Here is a 19,056-nt window from a genome sequence, read left to right on the forward strand (position 1 = left end):
CATCCTACGCCTGGGCGATGAGCATCACGCCGGCGCCGGTTTCACGCCAGATTTCCGCGCCCGAGGCCATGCTGGTTCGCGCGCTGCTCGATATTCGCGACAGTAAGTTTTCCTCCGCACTCGATCACATCGACAGCCTGCTCGTCGCCAATCCGAATTTCCGGCTGGCCCAACTGGTCAAAGGCGACCTGCTGCTCGCGCGTGCGCGGCCGATCAATTCCATCGGCAACGCTTCTGGTGGATCCGCCGAACAAGTTGCGGGACTACGCGACGAAGCCAGGGTGCGCCTGGTCCGTTCGCAGATCGAACCCCCGCCCGAACTGGCACCGCGCTATTTGTTGCAACTGCCGGAAAAAGAAAAGCTCGCCCTGGTGCTCGACTCGACCAAGTCGACATTGTTCGTATTCGAGAATACGGGCAGGACTCCTCGCTATGTCGCCGACTACTACGTCACCATCGGCAAGAACGGCCTGGAGAAGCTGCGCGAGGGCGACAAGAAAACGCCGGTTGGCGTCTATCACGTGGTCAGCCGGCTGCCGAAAGACAAGCTCACGGATTTTTATGGTAGCGGCGCCTATCCGATCAGCTATCCGAACGAATGGGATCAGATGCGCGGCCGCGATGGCCACGGCATCTGGCTGCACGGCACGCCTCGCGACACCTATAGCAGGCCGCCGCGCGCCAGCGACGGCTGCATCGTGCTGACCAATCAGGACCTGGAGACGCTGGCCGCAAAATTGCAGATCGGCTCGACGCCGATCGTCATTGCCGATTCGATAGATTGGGCAAAGCCCGAGGAAGTCGAATCCCTGCGTGCCGACCTGGCTTCCTCAATCGAGAACTGGCGGCACGACTGGGAAAGCCGCAACACCGATGCGTACCTGCGGCACTATGCGCGGAAATTCACGTCGAACGGCCTGAACCTGGCGCAGTGGTCGGCGCAGAAGCACCAGGTCAATGCCGGAAAGACCTGGATCAAGGTCAGCGTCTCCGACATGTCGCTTCTGCTCTACCCCGGCAGGGAGGAAATGGCTGTGGCGACGTTCGAACAGGACTACGCCAGCAGCAATCTCTCCAATCGCATGACGAAGCGCCAGTACTGGATCAGGGAAAACAACAAATGGCGCATCGTGTTCGAAGGGGCAGCATAAAGGCAGGTTCGAGGGCCGAGCAAATTCAAACCCGCGTCGAAGGATACGCAATGAAAAAGTTTTGGGGGCTCGCTTTCGCCCTGCTGTTGAGCACCGGCGCTTTCGCCGCCAATCCGCAAGTGGAGATCAAGACCAGCCTCGGCGCCATTACGGTCGAACTCTACCCCGAGCAGGCGCCGAAGACGGTGGAGAACTTCCTGCAGTACGTGAAGAGTGGTTTCTACAAGGACTCCATCTTCCACCGCGTCATTCCCGGATTCATGGTTCAGGGCGGTGGTTTCAACAAAGCCATGGAGCAAAAGGCCACGCGCGGTCCGGTCGGCATCGAATCGAACAACGGCTTGAAGAACGGCATCGGCACCATCGCGATGGCGCGCACGCAGAATCCGAATTCCGCAACGGCGCAATTTTTCATCAACGTGGCTGACAATGGGTTCCTGAATTACACCGCGCCGACCGTGCGCGGCTACGGCTATACCGTGTTCGGCAAGGTGGTCAAGGGCATGGACGTGGTCGAAAGAATCGCGCAGCTGCCCACCGGGGCGGGCGGCCCGTTCCCGCAAGACGTACCGCAGCAACAGGTGGTGATCGAAGACGTGAAACTGGTGGAGGCAAAGTGAGCAAAGTCAAATTGCAGACCTCGATGGGCGACATCGTCATCGAACTCGATACCGGAAAAGCGCCGGTGACCGCGGAGAACTTTCTGCAGTACGTGCGTGATGGCTTCTACGACAACACTGTCTTCCATCGCGTGATCAACGGATTCATGGTCCAGGGTGGCGGATTCGAACCGGGCATGAAGCAGAAATCGACGCGCGCGCAGATCGAGAACGAAGCGGCAAACAGCCTGAAAAACGATGCTTACACCGTCGCCATGGCACGCACGTCGGATCCGCACTCGGCAACCGCGCAATTCTTCTTCAATGTAGTGAACAACAACTTCCTGAATTTCCGCGCCGCCAGCGCCGACGGCTACGGTTACTGTGTTTTCGGAAAGGTCGTGGAAGGGCGTGACGTGGTGGACAAGATCAAGGCTGTCCCAACCGGCAACCGCGGCTTCCACCAGGACGTGCCGGCCGAAGATGTCGTCATCAAGAAGGCGGAAATCGTTTAATTACGGACATCGGTCCGGTGGCTGGATAAAGCCGGCCTTTCCGACCCCCGTTTCCCAGCTGTCCTGATGCCTCATACGCTCTTCATTTCGGATCTGCATCTGTCGCCGGATACCCCCGCGGCAACAGACACGCTGCTGCGCTTTCTGCGCGAAACCGCGCCGGAAGCCGAATCACTCTACGTGCTCGGCGATCTGTTCGAATACTGGATCGGCGACGAAGGCCTCGATCAACCGTATGCGATGCAGATCGCCCGGGCATTCCGCGCACTGGCTGATCACGGCGTGCGCGTCTACTTCATGCACGGCAATCGCGATTTTCTGATCGGCGCGCGCTTTGCGCAAACGAGCGGCATGCAATTGCTGCCGGATCCGACACGGGTGGATTTATACGGCAGGCCGACACTGCTGATGCACGGTGACACGCTGTGCAGCGACGATCACGAATATCAGAAGTTCCGTGCGATGGTGCGCAATCCCGCCTGGCAGCAGGCTTTCCTGGGCAAACCCCTCGATGAACGCGTACGCATGGCCCGGGAAGTACGGGGCAGGAGCGAGCAGGCGAAGCAGGTCAAGGACATGACCATCATGGATGTGGCGCCAGCAACCGTGGAGGACGCATTCCGTGCTCATCCCTACGCGCGGTTGATTCATGGTCACACACACCGGCCGGCACGCCATGAGCACAAGGTTGATGGCCGCGACTGCGAACGCTGGGTGCTGGCCGACTGGTACGACCACGGCTCCTATCTATTGTGTGACGCCAGCGGCTGTCGGGCTCAGTCGCTGGGGTGACTCGCCGGATCGAACAAGAGGCCGGACTGGTCAGAGCTTCGACAGTCCGCGCGCGAGATCGGCCTTGATGTCGGTCGCCGCCTCCAGGCCGGCGGCTACGCGCAGCAAACCCTCTCCGAGTCCAGCCGCTTTACGCACTTCGGGCGACAGGCGTCCGTGCGTGGTACTGGCCGGATGCGTGATCGTGGTCTTGGCATCGCCCAGATTCGCCGTGATGGAAATCAATTGTGTCGCATCGACCACTTTCCATGCCTCATCGCGGCCGCCCTTCACGTCGAAAGACACGATGCCGCCGCCGGTCTTCTGCTGGCTCTTTGCCAGTTCATGCTGAGGATGCGACGGCAGGCCGGGATAGTAGACGCGCTCCACTTTGGGATGCTCCTCGAGCCAGCGCGCCAGTTCGAGCGCCGTTTGCGAGTGGGCTCGCATGCGCAATCCCAGCGTTTCCAGTCCCTTCAGGATCACCCACGCGTTGAACGGCGACAACGCGGGACCGCCGCTGCGCAGGAAGCCGTTCAGGCCTTCGAAGATGACGGCACGGCGACCGAGCACTGCTCCACCCAGCACTCTGCCCTGCCCATCGAGATATTTGGTCGCCGAATGAATGACGATGTCGGCACCCAGATCGAGCGGCCGTTGCAGGACCGGTGTACAGAAGCAATTGTCGACAACCAGCAACGCGCCGTGAGCATGGGCCTCTTTCGCGAGCGCGGCGACATCGGAGATTTCGGTGAGCGGATTGGAAGGCGTTTCCAGGAACAACATCCGCGTGTTCGGTTTGATCGCCCGCTCCCAGGCCTTGACGTCGGTTGCGGAGACGAACGTGGTTTCGACGCCGAAGCGCTTCAGGATGTTGTTGAACAATTGCACGGTCGCGCCGAAGATGCTTTGCGAGGCGACGATATGTTCGCCGCCCTTCATCAACCCCATTACGCAGGCCAGGATCGCCGACATCCCGGAAGCGGTGGCGATACAGCACTCCGCGCCTTCCAGCGCGGCCAGGCGCTCCTGCAAGGCAGCGACCGTGGGATTGGTGTAACGCGAATACACCATGCCGGAGTCTTCGCCCGAAAAACGCGCTGCCGCCTCGGCCGCATTCTTGAACACGAAGCTCGACGTCAGGTACAGCGCCTCCGAATGTTCGTTGAACTGGCTGCGATGGATGCCCGCGCGCACTGCCAGCGTCTCGAGTTCCAGTTCGTCCCACCTCATCGCCACATCCCCGTATGCCGTTGGTTTCGTCATGAAAAATAAAAAACCCGCTTGAGCTTTCGCCAAGCGGGTCCGGAATTCGACGCGCGCTTTAGCAGTATTTGTTACGCGCCCGCAAGCTGTCGTCAAATCGGCGCGAAGACCACACGCTACTCCGAGCACCCGAGGCTGTCAATTGCGGGCACCGGTCATACAGGGGAGCTATTCGGCAGTCGCCAGATTCAGGTCCAGTTGGGTGATATTGGCTTCGCCCCTGGACAGTTCGTCGTCGTTGCGCTGCGCCTCGACACCGGCCAGGTACTCTGCGGTAATGTCGCCGGTGACATAGACGCCGTTGAAACACGATGTCTCGAATTGCGAAATCTCCGGATTCACCGAACTTACGTCATCGACCAGCGCATCCAGATCCTGGTAGATCAATTTGTCGGCGCCGATCTCGCGTGCGATCTCGTCGTCGCTGCGTCCGGTGGCAATCAGTTCGCGCGAGGTCGGCATGTCGATGCCGTACACGTTGGGAAAGCGTACCGGCGGAGCAGCCGAGGCAAAGTAAACCTTGCGTGCGCCGGCATCGCGCGCCATCTGCACGATTTCACGGCTGGTCGTCCCGCGGACGATCGAGTCGTCCACCAGCAGGACGTTCCTGCCCTTGAATTCCATGGCGATCGCATTGAGCTTCTGTCTTACCGATTTCCTGCGCACCTCATGGCCAGGCATGATGAAAGTGCGCCCGATGTAGCGATTCTTGATGAAGCCCTCGCGATAAGGCAGTCCGAGCTTTTCCGCCAGTTCCATCGCCGAGGGGCGGCTGGAATCGGGAATCGGAATCACGACGTCGATCTCGAGGTCGCGATGATCGCGCCTGATCTTGTCCGCCAGACTTCTGCCCATGCGCATGCGCGTCTCGTATACCGAAATCCCATCGATGACCGAATCGGGGCGCGCCAGATAGACGAACTCGAAAATGCACGGATGGTGCTGTGGATTGGCCGCGCACTGGCGGCTGTAGAAGTTGCTGTCCTGATCGACAAAGATCGCTTCGCCAGGTTCTACATCGCGCACCAACTCAAAACCAAGCGTATCGAGCGCGACGCTTTCGGAAGCCACCAGATACTCGGCGCCCTTTTCGGTTTTCATCTCTCCCACCACCAGCGGCCGTATACCGTGGGGATCGCGGAAAGCCAGCAGTCCGTATCCGGCAATCATGGCCACCACGGCGTAGGCACCGCGACAGCGGCGATGTACACCGGCAACCGCCCGGAAGATTGCCGGAGGGTCGAGCTGATACCCGGTGGCAGCCTCCTGCAATTCGTGCGCCAGCACATTCAGCAGCACTTCGGAATCGGAGTTGGTATTGACGTGGCGCTGATCCTGAAGGAAAAGGTCGCGCTTCAACTGCTCTGCGTTGGTGAGATTGCCGTTGTGACCCAGCACGATGCCGAACGGAGAATTGACATAGAGCGGCTGGGCTTCGGCGAAGGAGGATGCAGAACCGGCCGTCGGATAGCGGCAGTGAGCGATGCCCATGTTGCCGACAAGATGACGCATGTCGCGGGTGCGGAAGACGTCGCGCACCAGACCGCCGCCCTTGTGCATCTGGAATTTGCTGCCGTCTGCGGTGACGATACCCGCCGCGTCCTGGCCCCTGTGCTGCAAGACCAGCAGCCCGTCATAGAGCAACTGGTTGACCGGTGTCTTTGCTACAACGCCGAGGATTCCACACATGGCTCAGATCTCCACGCCCAGTTACACCGGCCCGGCAGCCGGCAATTTGCAGGCAAAAGTATAAGTCATTCGAAGCTGACCCGTCGGGCGATGTCCTCGGGCAGCCATGGTTTTACCCATGAAGCCATTTTCTCCAGCGGCCTGGAAAACAGCGCATGTCGCCAGTAAGGCTCGCGCGGCTCGGAGGTCATGCCACCGAGCAACACCATGGTCACGATGATCAACAGGCCGCGCAGCAGACCGAACACTGCACCCAGCATCCGGTCGGACGTGGTCAGGCCCGCGACCTTGACCAGATGAACGATCATCATGGACACCAGACTCAATGCCAGCACGCTCACCAGCATGACGGCGATAAAGCCGATTGCAAACCGCAATCCCTGATGGCTCCACGAGGAGGGCAACCAGCCGGCAACCACCGCCGCAAACAATCTGGCCAGGCAGAACGCCACGACCCAGGACAGCAGCGCCAGCACTTCGCGCACCAGACCGCGCCGGATGCTGAACCCCACCGAGATTGCAACGACCAGAACCGCGATGAGGTCGAATACCGTCATCGGCAGCGGTGCGTTCCCGTTTGGATTTCACAGATTGGGATCGACAGCCGGAATTTCAAGCAAATGCTGAGCATCGGCCGGCTACCGGAGCGTCAGTCCCGTCGGACGACGGCCGCTTCGCCGATGATGAGTTTCATCGACTTCAGGCGATCACGTGCCTTCTCCGCGGCGTCGCGTGTCGGGTAGGGGCCCACCCGCACACGCGTGCGATCTCCACCCGCGTTTTTGACGAGTTCGGTATAGGCCTTGAACTTGTTATCCTGCAATTTCTTCTGCAATGCCTTGGCGTTGGCGGCATTGGAAAACGCGCCGAGCTGGACAACGAAGCTTTCCTCGCCGGCGGCGTGGCTGGCCGGCACAGGCTTGATCTCATGTTTCTCTACGGGCTTTGGCACCGGCTTGGCTTCTGGCCTGACCGGCTCACTCTTGGGCAGGTCGGGTGCCGGGTCGGGCTGAACTGCGGGTGCAGGCGCGGGCATGCCCGCCACGCGTGGTGGTGCAGGTGGAGCAGGCGTCGAAGAGACAACGGGAGCGGGCTTCTGCTGGTTCGATTCCGACTTGGGAATCGGCGGGATGGTAATCGCGATATCCTGGTTCAGCGGTTTGGGCTCGCTATCGAGGACCATCGGTAAGAACACGACGATCAGAAGGACCAGGGCGACTGCCCCTACCAACCGCCGGCGTGCACGTTTCTTGAGCTGAAGCTCTTCGTCGCTAATTGCTTTCGCCATGAATTCCGCGGGTCGGCAGCAGGCTCATCCGCGAGCCTGCACTACCGCTCCCACCGTGAAAAAGGAACCGAACACCAAAATTTTATCATTTTGTCCGGCCGACCTGATCGCACATTGATAGGCGTCGGCCGCAGATTCGAAACGGCTGATCGGCGCGCTGACTCCGATCGAAGCCAGCGCCTGCTCGATCCGCTGGGCGTCCGCGCCGCGCGACCCCGGCAACGCGGCCACCAGCCACTCGTCGACCTGGTCTTTCAGAGGCTGCGCGACACCTGCGATATCCTTGTCTTTCAGCATCGCGAACACCGCAATCATGCGTCCGCCCGCGGGCAACGCACGCAGGCTGTCGGCAAGACCGCGTGCGGCATGGGGATTGTGGCCGACGTCCAGGATCACCATCGGCCTGCCGGGCATAACCTGAAAACGTCCGGGCAGATCGACCTCGACCAGTCCGCGCCGGATCGAGCCCATGTCCACCGGCAGCATGTCCTTAAGCTGTTCAAGCGCGGCCAGCGCGGTAGCCGCATTGGCGAGCTGATAGGCTCCGCGCAGTGCGGGATACGGCAATGCGGAACGTTTTCCCTGCAGGCTCCAGTATCGCCAGTCGCCGCGGCCGGCATTGTAACCGTAGTCGCGTCCGATCAGAACCAGTGGTGCGCCGATGTTGGCGGCATGACCGGCCAGTGTCGTCGGAGGCTCCTCGTCGCCGCAAACCGCAGGCACACTTGCGCGGAAGATGCCGGCTTTTTCGCGGGCGATGCTTTCCCTGTCCGGCCCGAGATAGTCCATGTGGTCGAAATCCACAGTGGTCACGACCGTGCAGTTCGCATCGAATACGTTAACCGCATCGAGCCGCCCACCCAGTCCGACTTCCAGCACGGCAACGTCCACATTGTCGCGGATGAAGATATCCATTGCAGCCAGCGTGCCGAATTCAAAATACGTCAGCGAATCCGGCGCGCGCACACTTTCGACGCGGCTGAATGCCTGGACAAGCGTGGTATCGTCGACTTCGCGCCGCGCAACCCGCACACGCTCGTTGTAGCGCAACAAATGGGGAGAAGCATACAGGCCGACGCGATAGCCGGCGCTGGACAGAATGGCCTCGAGCATCGCGCACACCGAGCCTTTGCCATTGGTTCCGCCTACGGTGATGATCGGGAAATCAGGCGCGAGGCCGAGCCGGTCGCGCACCGCGGACACGCGTTCCAGCCCCATGTCGATGACCGAGGGATGGATGCGTTCGAGATAGGCTAGCCAGTCTGCAAGCGACTGCGGCGCGATGACGCGATCAACGGACAATGGATTCCTGGAGAAAACTCAGGCGGCGGGTGCGCGCATCAGCAGCGTGATCAGGCTGACAAGCTTGTCGCGCATCTGCCGGCGGTCGACGATCATATCGATGGCGCCGTGCTCGAGCAGGAATTCGGCTCTCTGAAATCCTTCCGGCAGCGTCTGTCGCACCGTCTGCTCGATCACCCGCGGCCCGGCAAAGCCGATCAGCGCGTTGGGCTCCGCGATCACCACATCGCCGAGAAACGCGAAACTCGCCGAGACACCACCCATGGTCGGATCGGTCAGCACCGAGATGAAAGGCAGTCGCGCGCGGGCCAGCTGCGTCAGTGCTGCAGTTGTCTTCGACATCTGCATCAGCGACATCAGTCCTTCCTGCATGCGCGCCCCACCGCTGGCCGTGAAGCACACGAAAGGCAGATTCTGTTCGCAGCAGCTCTGCACGCCGCGCACGAAGCGCTCGCCTACCACCGAGCCCATCGAACCACCGAGAAAGCGGAACTCGAATGCGGCGACGACCAGCGGAACATTCTTGATGGAACCCTGCGTCACCACCAGGGCGTCGTCTTCCCCGGTCTCGGCATTGGCCTGCTCGAGGCGCTCGGTGTAACGTTTGCTGTCGACGAACTTCAGGAAATCGATCGGCTCTACTTCGGCAGCGATCTCGAACTGGCCTTCCGGGTCGAGTGTCAGGTCGATGCGCTCGCGTGCGGTGAGCCGGTTGTGATGGCCGCACTTCGGGCAGACGTTCAGGTTCTTGTCGAGGTCGGCGCGATAGAGCACCGTTTCGCAGATTTCGCACTTGCTCCACAGGCCTTCGGGCACCACCTTCTTGACGGCGCCCGCGGTGCGCTTGATTTTCGGCGGAAGCAGTTTCTGCAACCAACTCATTCAAGTGTCCTCATGGGCTGACGAACGCACCGTCGCCGGCACATTTCAATCCGGCTGCCATGCCCTGAAAAGGCTTCATTGGGGGGCATCAGGCCTCGTCCATGGCGCGGCGGATGCCGCCAAGCAGCGTCGACAGATTGCCGATCACCCGGTCGGGGCTGGACGATTCGATCTCCTGCACCAGCCGGCTGCCGATCACCACCGCATCCGACACCGACGCGATCGCCCTGGCGGTCTGCGCATCGCGAATGCCGAAGCCCACGCCAATCGGCAGCCTGATATGGGAGCGGATCTGGGGCAGTTTCGCGGCCACTTCCTGCAGGTCGATGTTGGCCGCGCCGGTCACGCCCTTGAGCGATACGTAGTAGATATAGCCGCTCGCCATCCGGCCGACCTGCTCAATGCGACCCTCTTCCGACGTCGGTGACAACAAAAAGATCGAATCGAGTCCACGCTTCTTCAGCAACTCTACGAGTTGCTTGCTCTCCTCCGGCGGACAATCGACGACCAGCACGCCGTCGACCCCGGCTTCGTGCGCCGACGCGGCGAAGGATTCGTGACCCATTGCCTCGATCGGATTTGCATAACCCATCAGGACCACCGGCGTCGTCGAGTTCGAGGTGCGGAATTCGCGCACGAATCCAAGTACGTCCTTCAATCCCACGCCGTGCTTGAGGGCGCGTTCGCTCGAACGCTGGATCGTCGGACCGTCGGCCATCGGATCGGAGAACGGGACACCCAGCTCGACGATATCGGCACCAGCGAAGACCAGCGCGTGCATGATCGACACGGTCATGGCCGGTGTGGGATCGCCGGCCGTGACGAAGGGAATCAGCGCTTTCTTTTTCTGCGCCTGCAGTTTCTTGAACGTTTCTGGAATGCGCGACATTTTGAGGGGTTAGGGATGAGGGACTGGGGATTACGGGAAAAGATTTGAATCTACTCGTCCCTCGATCCTCCTTCCTATAACTTCATTCCCGAATGTTCGGCGACGGTATTCATGTCCTTGTCGCCGCGGCCGGACAGATTGACCAGCAACACTTTGTCCCTGGACAGGGTGGATGCCAGCTTCATCGCATAAGCAACCGCATGCGCCGATTCGAGCGCCGGCATGATGCCTTCCATGCGCGTCAGCATATGGAAGGCATTGAGCGCTTCGTCGTCGGTAATGGCAACGTACTCCGCCCTGCCAGAATCCTTGAGCCACGCGTGCTCCGGACCGACGCCGGGATAATCCAGGCCCGCCGAGATCGAATGCGTCTCGATGATCTGTCCGTTTTCATCCTGGATCAGATACGTGCGGTTGCCGTGCAGAACGCCGGGCTTGCCCGCGCACAAGGTAGCAGCATGCTTGCCCGAGGCAAGTCCGAGTCCGCCGGCCTCCACGCCGATCAGGCGCACGTCCTTGTCTTCGATGTAGGGATAGAAAGCACCGATTGCGTTCGAACCGCCGCCGACACAGGCGAGGATGGCATCCGGCTGACGCCCGATCGCCTCCGGCATCTGCGTGCGCAGTTCCCGACCTACGACAGAGTTGAAATCGCGCACCATCATCGGATAGGGATGCGGACCCGCAACGGTACCGATGATATAGAACGTGTTCTCGACATTGGTCACCCAGTCGCGCATGGCTTCGTTGAGCGCGTCCTTCAGCGTCTTTGAACCGCTCTCCACCGGCACCACGGTGGCGCCCAGCAGCTTCATGCGGAATACATTCATCGACTGGCGCTTGATGTCTTCCGAGCCCATGTAGACGACGCATTCCATGCCGAAGCGCGCGGCCACGGTGGCCGAGGCTACGCCATGCTGTCCGGCACCGGTTTCCGCGATGATGCGCTTCTTGCCCATGCGTCTCGCGAGCAGCGCCTGGCCGATGGTGTTGTTGATCTTGTGCGCGCCGGTGTGGTTGAGGTCTTCACGCTTGAGCCAGATCTGCGCGCCGCCACAGTGCTGCGACAACCGCCTGGCATGATAGACCGGGCTGGGGCGGCCCACGTAGTGCTTGAGTTCGGATTCGAACTCCGCGACGAACTCGGGATCCTTGCGCATCAGATCGTACTGCATGCGCAGTTCGCCGAGAGCGTGCATCAGCGTCTCCGCGACGAACACGCCACCGTAGGGTCCGAAGTGGCCTTGCGCGTCGGGGAGGTTGTAGGCCTTCAAAGCCTCATACATCTGCATTTCTCACTCCTCGAATGAAGGCGGCTATCTTAGCCGCGTCCTTTATGCCTTTTGCCGCTTCAACACCGCTGCTGACGTCGACCGCCCAGGGGCGAACGCGAAGTATCGCATCGGCGACATTGTCTGGATGCAGGCCGCCAGCGAGAATCAGCGGCAGGGGAAGTTGATCCGGGATCAACTCCCAGTCGAAAGTGGATCCCGTCCCGCCGTGGCTGCCATCCACGAATGCGTCGAGCAGCAGACCTTTCGCGGTCCGGTAACGGCGCGCGTATTGTAACAAATCCACCCCTCGCCGCACCTTGGTTGCCTTGATATAGGGAAAACCGAAGCGCTCGCAGAATTGCGGGGTCTCGTCACCGTGAAACTGGAGCAGTTGCGGCTTCACTTCGCTGATAACACGTTCAACATCAATCGACTTGGCATCGACGAACAAGGCCACGGGGGTAACGAACGCCGGCAACGCGTCGACCACCCGGCGCGCGACGTCATGCGACACCAAGCGCGGACTGCCGGCGTAGAAGATCAGCCCGATCGCCTGCGCGCCGGCATGCGCGGCGGCAAGCGCATCTTCCACACGGGTGATTCCGCAGATTTTGACGGCGGTAGCCATGATTTTCTGTGGAATGACGATCAGGCGCCGGCGAGCATCGCATCCTCGACAGCTTCGACGTCAGGGCGAGGCGGCAACGCCCATACCGCATCGTAGTCCACCGCAGCGAGGTAAAGCCCCGCAGGAGAAAAGGTGGGAGCTGCACGAGTGCGGTCCCGGCTTTGCAACAATTCGTCCATCCACTCGGAAGATTGGCGGCCGCAGCCGATGGTTACCAGGCTGCCGACGATGTTGCGCACCATATGCTGCAGGAAGGCATCTGCCGCGAACTCGAAGCGGATCGTTTCGCCGCGCCGGGTTATCTGCAGCTCGCGCAGCACTTTCACCGGCGACTTGGCCTGACATTCGGCGGCGCGGAACGCGCTGAAATCGTGCTCGCCGATCATGCAGCGCGCGGCCCGTCGCATGGTATCGATATCGAGAGTCTGATGGAACCACCCGACACGTTTGTGCATAAGTCCCGGACGCTGCGGCCGGTTGAGCAGCCAGTAGACATAGCGCCGGCCCGTTGCCGAGAAGCGGGCGTGGAAATCTTCCCCGACTTGCTTTGCCCAGTTCACCGATACAGCTTCGGGCAGCAGCGCATTCGCGCCCCGGGTCCACGCGCTGAGTGGACGTTGCGCGGTTGTATCAAAGTGCACCACCTGCGCCAGAGCATGCACGCCGGCATCGGTGCGGCCGGCACATACTGTGACTATACGGTCGCCGGCAACCTCGGACAGGACGCCATCAAGCGAATCCTGTACTCCGCAGGCCTGCGGCTGAGTCTGCCAGCCACAGAAGGCGCTGCCGTCGTATTCCAGGCCAAGGACTATTCTCAAGACACGCTCCGTGGGGGGGACCGGATCGCAGCCGATCGTTGCGCGTTGCCGTAAAGCAGGGATTGTGCAGCAAGCGGCAGCGGCGTCAAACCACTGCGCCGGTCCGACGATCAGGAATCCAGGCTGGAGAGCACCGACTGGGCCGCGGTTTTCTGCTCGGCGTCGCCTTCCTGCAGAACTTCCTTGAGGATTTCGCGCGCGCCGTCCTTGTCCCCCATCTCCTGATAAGCCTTGGCCAGGTCGAACTTGGTCTGCACGTCGTACCAGTGGTCGTCCTTTCCGGTCGGCGATATCGCCGGTGCCGTCTCCGTGCCGAGATCCAGGCTGATTCCGGACAAATCGATTTCCAGTGGTGCAGCGGCACTTTTCAACTTGGGCTCGCTTGGGGCATCCAGCGACAGCCCGCTCATGTCGAAATCAAGACCTCCGCCTGCGGCAGGTTCGGGCGGCGAGGCCGCAGCGTCCCCCGAATGCGCCGTAAGCGAGTTCAGGTCGATGTCGAAATCAAGTCCTGAAGCACTGGCCGTATGCGGGGCCTCCGGCTCTGCGCCCGATACGCCCGAGGAAGGCAGATCGACGTTGAGGTCCATCGCAGGCATCGCAGCGAAAGAGACCGTGGAATCGTGCGCCGCCTCGACAGCAGGATCGATGATCTGGGTTCGGTCGAACTGGCTGCCGGCGTCACCCAGGTCGATGTCGGTGGTTGTGGCTGTCGAGTCTGCGGAACCGATGTTGAAGTCCACGTTCTCCGCAGCAGCGGTTGCCGCTGCCGCGGCACCTGCAACGACCGCTGCGCCCGCGGCAGATTTGCCTGCCGCATAACGGGAATTCTCGGGATCGACCTGATAGCCAAGGGCGACCGCCTGATTCCAAATTTCGCCTGCGCCTCCGGTGGCCTGCTGCAGATCGCGCGCAACCTTCTCGAACGACTTGGCGTCCTTGCGATTGGCGTAAATCTGCAACAGCTTAAGACGGATTTCGTGGCGTTTTGGAGAGCTTTCCAGCGCTTCCTTGAGCAGCTCCTCGGCCTGCGCATCGCGACCGTAAGCAAGGAAAATCTCCGCTTCGGCTACCGGGTCGACTTCCTCGCTAGTTTTTGTTGCCGCTTCGGCGCTTGCCCCGACGTTGCCATCGACGCGGACTGCTGCAGCCGCCGATGATTCGGCAAAAGCCCTCGCAGGGCCAGATTCTTCGGCGTCGGACTTCGATTCACGCCGGCGTTTGACGGCGCGCACCGCAAGGGCGCCGATGATGATCAACACGCCAATGGCCGCACCGAGATAGGCCGGCTGTGCCAGGACCTGATCCATCAAGCTGGGTTCAGGGGCGGGCACAGGAGTCGTTTTGACGGGAGCCGGCTTCGGTTGCGCCGGTGCCGGCTGCGAAGGCGCAGGAGCACTCTCGCTCTTGGGCGCAGGAGTCGGAGGAGTCACGGGCGCCGCGGGTGTCACCGGCTTCACTTCGGACGCCGGTGGCGTCGCCGCGGCGGGTGTCGTTGGTACCGCGGCCTGCGGAGGAGCAGGTTTCTGAGCAGGCGCTTGAGGTGTTGTCGCTGACGGCGCGACAGCAGGCTTTTGCAGATCTGCCATGCCCTTGTTCTTCATTTCCAGCAGTGCCTGCAGATCTCTGATCTGTTTTTCCAGCTTGGCTACGCGATCGTTGGATTCCCTGATCGCCTTGTCGCGAGCGACGACTTCTTCTTCCAATGCACGACCACGTGCAGCCGCCTTGGCGTCACCGCCCGCAACCCCGGCGGCAGTCGCTCCAGCGGCAGCGGCCGGTTCATTCTTCGATAGCTTCAGGACTTCCTTCGGCTGCTCCTTGGCGGATGCCGCCTTATCTTCGGCTGCGACGCCTACCTTGCCGGAAACAGCCTGCTGGGCTGGTTGCTCGGCGGGAACCGCGTGCCCTGCTGCCGCCGCCAATTGTTCCCTGTAAGCTCGCCAGTCGCGCGCCTGGACCTTCACTTCCTTGCGAGCGTCGGCTTCGGAAATGCCGGCGAACTGGTCGGTCGTCGGCAACTGAAGAATCTTGCCGGTCTTCAACCGGTTCATGTTCTTGCCGGAGAAAGCGTTGGGATTGTTCTGGACCAGCAGTACCAGCATCTGTTCGAGACTGACATTCGCGGGCTTGGTCGCACTTGCAATCTTGCCAAGCGTATCGCCGCCCTTGACCGGGCCGTAAGCGTCGGCACTGGGCGCGGACTTTGCGCCACTAGGCAATGCGCTTCCTTCGTTAAGCAGGGTCGGCTGGGTCCCGCCGATAGTTTCGACCGGAGCCGTTGGTACCGGTGCCGGCTTAGGTTCGGCCGGCGCTTGAGCCGCAGGCTCCTCGGCGTTGGCTGTTTCAGGTTTCGAAGTTTCTGCGGCCGGCTCGGGAACCGGTTCCGCCTTGGGCTGTACCGGAGTCGGGGCAGCACGCACTTCGGCGGCCGCAGCCTTCTGCTTTTCGCGTTCCGCGATGACGAATGGTGGATCAAGAAGTACAGTGAATTCGCGGCTGATCCGGCCGGAGGACCAAGTCAGTTCGATAAGCAGATCAACGAAGGGCTCTGTGACCGGTTGAGTCGACGTCAGCCGCAAATAGGGCTCGCCGCCAGAACGCTTTTCGATACTGAGCTTGACGCTGGTCATCAGGTTCGAATAGGCCAGCCCCGCACGCTCGAAAGCATCCGGACTGGCCAGGCGTGCGACCAGAGAACCGATCTCATTCTTCTCGGCTACTAGCTCGACCTCCGCCTTGAGCGGTTCGCCGAGTGCCGACGTGACTTTAAGCTTGCCGAGACCTGCTGCATGCGATACCGCGCAGATTGAAAGCAACGACGCGGCGACTATCCACGCGCGAAGAGACGTGATGCCCAAAGCGCTCACCCTGATCGTTTTTTGTTTGAGGTAATTAAAATAACATCATGGATTTAGAGATGCAAGCTCATCTTTCGCCTTACATTCCCCGGCAATTCCAGATTTTTTAAGGTCTTGCAGCGTAAAAACTGGTTCTCACCCCTATCGCGCAAGGAGAATACGCAACATCCGCCGCAGCGGCTCGGCCGCGCCCCACAGCAATTGATCCCCCACTGTGAAGGCCATCAGGTACTCGCCGCCCATCGGCAGTTTGCGCAGGCGGCCTATCGGTACAGCGAGGGTGCCGGTGACCGAGGCCGGCGTCAACTCCCCAATCGATGATTCGTTCCGGTTGGGAATCACTTTTACCCACTGATTAGCAGCGGCCAGTACGCCTTCGATCTCTTCAATAGGAAGATTCCGATTGAGCTTTATCGTCAGTGCCTGGCTGTGACAGCGCATCGCGCCAATACGAACGCAAACGCCGTCGATCGGAACAGGATTCGACTCGCGTCCCAGAATCTTGTTGCCCTCCGCCTGGGCCTTCCATTCCTCTTTGCTCTGACCATTGCCGAGATCCTTGTCTATCCACGGGATCAGACTCCCGGCCAGGGGCACGCCGAAATGCTCCGTCGGAAAAGCGTTGCTGCGCTGGGCCTCGGACACTTTTTGGTCGATCTCCAGAATCGAGGAAACCGGATCGTCCAACAGCGATTCCACCGCGCCGTGCAGACGCCCCATTTGCGACAACAGCTCCCGCATGTTCTGCGCGCCGGCACCGGAGGCTGCCTGGTAGGTCATCGCGGTGACCCATTCCACCAGTCCATCCTTGAACAGGCCATGCATGCCCATCAGCATGAGACTCACGGTGCAATTGCCGCCTATGAAATTCTTTCCTCCCTGCTTGAGCGCGGCATCGATGACATCGCGATTGACCGGATCGAGGATGATCACGGCGTCCTTCTGCATGCGTAGCGCAGAAGCCGCGTCGATCCAATAGCCGTTCCACCCTTCCGCGCGCAACCTGGGAAAAATTTCGTTGGTGTAGTCGCCGCCCTGGCAGGAGATGATGATCTCCATCGCCTTCAGTTCCTTGAGGTCGCGTGCATCCTTCAGAGCGGAGACGTCCTTGCCGATCGCGGGACCTTTGCCGCCAACCTGCGACGTGGTAAAGAACACCGGATCGACATGGTCGAAATCGCGTTCCTGTTGCATGCGCTGCATCAGCACGGACCCGACCATGCCCCGCCAACCTACCAAGCCAACTCGTCTCATCTCAATCCCCAAAATGCGCGAACAGTGAACAGAACGTCCCACCGCCACTTCAAACCGTTCGCCGATTGCTGCCGATCAAGCATGCAGCGCCGCTAACACCGCTTCACCCATCTCTTCGGTACCGACCTTTTTCGTGCCCGCTTCGTGAATGTCGGCCGTGCGCATGCCCTGCTTGAGTACGCGCTTCACGGCGGACTCGATCCGGCTTGCAGCCGCTTCTTCGCCAAAGGTGTAGCGCATCATCATCGCCGTCGACAGAATGGTAGCCAGCGGATTGGCAACGTTGCGGCCGGCTATATCGGGCGCGGAGCCGTGGATCGGCTCGTACAGACCCTTGTTGTTTGCGTTCAGTGACGCCGACGGCAACATCCCGATCGAACCGGTCAGCATCGACGCTTCGTCGGAAAGAATGTCGCCGAACATGTTGCCCGTCAGAATCACGTCGAACTGCTTGGGCGCGCGCACCAGTTGCATGGCCGCGTTGTCCACGTACATGTGCGACAGCTCGACGTCGGCGTAATCCTTGGCGACCTCGATCACTACTTCGCGCCACAGAATGCTGGTATCGAGCACGTTGGCCTTGTCCACCGAACAGAGCTTGCGGCCGCGCTTGCGCGCGATGTCGAACCCCACACGGGCGATGCGGCGGATTTCCGATTCGCTGTACTTCATCGTGTCGAAACCCTCGCGCTCGCCGTTGTCGGTCTTGCGAGCGCCGCGCGGCTGCCCGAAATAGATGTCGCCGGTCAGTTCGCGCAGGATCATGATGTCGAGCCCAGCGACGATCTCGGTTTTTAGTGATGAGGCGTTGGCCAGTTCCTCGTACAGCAGTGCGGGGCGCAAATTGGCGAACAGCCCGAGTTCCTTGCGGATGCGCAGCAGCCCCTGCTCCGGACGCATCGGCCTTGGCAGCGTGTCGTACCTGGGACCGCCGACCGCACCCAGCAGCACCGCATCCGACGCCTTCGCCAGCGCCAGCGTCCTCTGCGGCAGCGGGTCCTGGGCGGCGTCATAGCCGGCGCCGCCGATCGGCGCCTCTTCCATTTCGATGTTCAAACCGTCGCGCGCCAGGCTCTTCAGCACCTTCACCGCCTGCCTGACGATTTCCGGACCGATCCCGTCGCCGGGTAATACCGCGATTTTCATGTTTTGTTCTCTCAAAAAAAACAACCGGGGCATCTGTTTCTGCCCCGGCCGGTGTTTTCACAATAATTCGTCAACTGAACAGCCAGGGTTGTTCGATGCGGCGTTTGGCCTCGAACGTTCTTATTTCTTCCATATGGCGCAGCGTGAGTCCGATATCGTCCAGCCCGTTCAGCAGGCAATGCTTGCGAAAGGCGTCCACCTCGAAGCCGAACACCCGGTCGCCGTCGGGATAGGCGACCGTCTGGGCACCGAGATCGACGACCAGCCGGAAGCCCGGAAACGCCGCGACATCATGGAATATCCTGTCCACCTGGGTTTCCGGCAGCACGATCGGCAACAAACCGTTCTTGAAACAGTTGTTGTAGAAGATGTCGGCGTAACTGGGCGCGATCAGTGCGCGAAAACCGTAGTCGTCGAGGGCCCAGGGTGCATGTTCGCGCGAAGAGCCGCAACCGAAATTCTTGCGCGCCACCAGAATGCTCGCGCCCTTGTAGCGCGGCTGGTTCAGCACGAAGTCGGGATTGGGCTTGCGTTTAGCCGTGTCCATTCCCGGCTCGCCGTGATCGAGATAACGCCAGGCGTCGAACAGATTGACGCCGAAACCGGAGCGCTTGATCGACTTCAGGAACTGCTTCGGTATGATCGCGTCGGTATCGATGTTGGCTCGATCCAGCGGCGCGACCAACCCTTCCAATCGGATGAATTTCTGCATGGCGTTGC

The 19,056-nt window shown here is 60.9% G+C and carries 18 protein-coding genes; 4 read left to right on the forward strand and 14 right to left on the reverse strand.

All coding sequences use genetic code 11. The features are described 5' to 3' along the window. Positions 1-17: 17 nt before the first annotated feature. The 4 genes from HY067_05490 to HY067_05505 all read left to right on the forward strand — a co-directional run bounded on the left by HY067_05490 (position 18) and on the right by HY067_05505 (position 3,057). On the forward strand, positions 18-1,151 hold the full coding sequence (locus HY067_05490; protein MBI3527405.1) for a L,D-transpeptidase family protein: 1,134 nt from the start codon (positions 18-20) through the stop codon (positions 1,149-1,151). A 50-nt stretch (positions 1,152-1,201) separates the two neighbouring features. Then, positions 1,202-1,771 carry a peptidyl-prolyl cis-trans isomerase gene (locus HY067_05495; protein MBI3527406.1) on the forward strand — a complete coding sequence of 190 codons (570 nt, stop codon included), beginning with the start codon at positions 1,202-1,204 and terminating at the stop codon, positions 1,769-1,771. A gap of 23 nt (positions 1,772-1,794) precedes the next feature. Next, positions 1,795-2,265 carry a peptidylprolyl isomerase gene (locus tag HY067_05500; GenBank protein MBI3527407.1) on the forward strand — a complete coding sequence of 157 codons (471 nt, stop codon included), beginning with the start codon at positions 1,795-1,797 and terminating at the stop codon, positions 2,263-2,265. A gap of 66 nt (positions 2,266-2,331) precedes the next feature. Next, positions 2,332-3,057, forward strand: a complete 726-nt coding sequence (locus HY067_05505; protein ID MBI3527408.1) for a UDP-2,3-diacylglucosamine diphosphatase — start codon at positions 2,332-2,334, stop codon at positions 3,055-3,057. 30 nt (positions 3,058-3,087) lie between these two features. Here HY067_05505 and HY067_05510 read toward each other — a convergent pair whose 3' ends face one another. From HY067_05510 to leuD, 14 genes are all read right to left on the reverse strand, one after another. Then, positions 3,088-4,269 carry an O-succinylhomoserine sulfhydrylase gene (locus tag HY067_05510; protein MBI3527409.1) on the reverse strand — a complete coding sequence of 394 codons (1,182 nt, stop codon included), beginning with the start codon at positions 4,267-4,269 and terminating at the stop codon, positions 3,088-3,090. Between the two features lie 201 nt (positions 4,270-4,470). Continuing rightward, a complete protein-coding gene (gene purF, locus HY067_05515; GenBank protein MBI3527410.1) occupies positions 4,471-5,991 on the reverse strand; it encodes an amidophosphoribosyltransferase in 1,521 nt (506 codons plus the stop codon). A 65-nt stretch (positions 5,992-6,056) separates the two neighbouring features. Next, on the reverse strand, positions 6,057-6,548 hold the full coding sequence (locus HY067_05520) for a CvpA family protein (protein MBI3527411.1): 492 nt from the start codon (positions 6,546-6,548) through the stop codon (positions 6,057-6,059). Positions 6,549-6,640: 92 nt separating this feature from the next. After that, entirely contained in the window at positions 6,641-7,279 is a 639-nt protein-coding gene (locus HY067_05525; GenBank protein ID MBI3527412.1) for an SPOR domain-containing protein, read from the reverse strand. A gap of 24 nt (positions 7,280-7,303) precedes the next feature. After that, complete coding sequence (gene folC, locus HY067_05530; GenBank protein MBI3527413.1) at positions 7,304-8,581, reverse strand: bifunctional tetrahydrofolate synthase/dihydrofolate synthase; 1,278 nt, start codon at positions 8,579-8,581, stop codon at positions 7,304-7,306. Between the two features lie 18 nt (positions 8,582-8,599). Continuing rightward, positions 8,600-9,463, reverse strand: coding sequence for an acetyl-CoA carboxylase carboxyltransferase subunit beta (locus HY067_05535; protein MBI3527414.1), 864 nt, complete (start codon positions 9,461-9,463; stop codon positions 8,600-8,602). Between the two features lie 88 nt (positions 9,464-9,551). Beyond that, a complete protein-coding gene (locus HY067_05540; GenBank protein MBI3527415.1) occupies positions 9,552-10,352 on the reverse strand; it encodes a tryptophan synthase subunit alpha in 801 nt (266 codons plus the stop codon). Positions 10,353-10,426: 74 nt separating this feature from the next. Beyond that, positions 10,427-11,638 (reverse strand): tryptophan synthase subunit beta, encoded by a 1,212-nt coding sequence (gene trpB / locus HY067_05545; protein MBI3527416.1) that lies wholly within the window; start codon positions 11,636-11,638, stop codon positions 10,427-10,429. Next, entirely contained in the window at positions 11,631-12,254 is a 624-nt protein-coding gene (locus HY067_05550; protein ID MBI3527417.1) for a phosphoribosylanthranilate isomerase, read from the reverse strand. Before HY067_05550 ends, trpB begins: the two co-directional genes overlap by 8 nt. Before the next feature lie 20 nt (positions 12,255-12,274). Further along, positions 12,275-13,075 (reverse strand): tRNA pseudouridine(38-40) synthase TruA, encoded by an 801-nt coding sequence (truA, locus tag HY067_05555; protein MBI3527418.1) that lies wholly within the window; start codon positions 13,073-13,075, stop codon positions 12,275-12,277. Between the two features lie 110 nt (positions 13,076-13,185). Beyond that, positions 13,186-15,936 (reverse strand): hypothetical protein, encoded by a 2,751-nt coding sequence (locus HY067_05560; GenBank protein MBI3527419.1) that lies wholly within the window; start codon positions 15,934-15,936, stop codon positions 13,186-13,188. A gap of 141 nt (positions 15,937-16,077) precedes the next feature. Beyond that, on the reverse strand, positions 16,078-17,190 hold the full coding sequence (gene asd, locus HY067_05565; GenBank protein MBI3527420.1) for an aspartate-semialdehyde dehydrogenase: 1,113 nt from the start codon (positions 17,188-17,190) through the stop codon (positions 16,078-16,080). Between the two features lie 75 nt (positions 17,191-17,265). Continuing rightward, complete coding sequence (leuB, locus tag HY067_05570; protein ID MBI3527421.1) at positions 17,266-18,336, reverse strand: 3-isopropylmalate dehydrogenase; 1,071 nt, start codon at positions 18,334-18,336, stop codon at positions 17,266-17,268. Positions 18,337-18,406: 70 nt separating this feature from the next. After that, positions 18,407-19,048, reverse strand: a complete 642-nt coding sequence (gene leuD / locus HY067_05575; GenBank protein ID MBI3527422.1) for a 3-isopropylmalate dehydratase small subunit — start codon at positions 19,046-19,048, stop codon at positions 18,407-18,409. Positions 19,049-19,056: the final 8 nt, after the last annotated feature.

The organism is Betaproteobacteria bacterium (assembly GCA_016194905.1).
Classification (GTDB): Bacteria; Pseudomonadota; Gammaproteobacteria; order Burkholderiales; family JACQAP01; genus JACQAP01.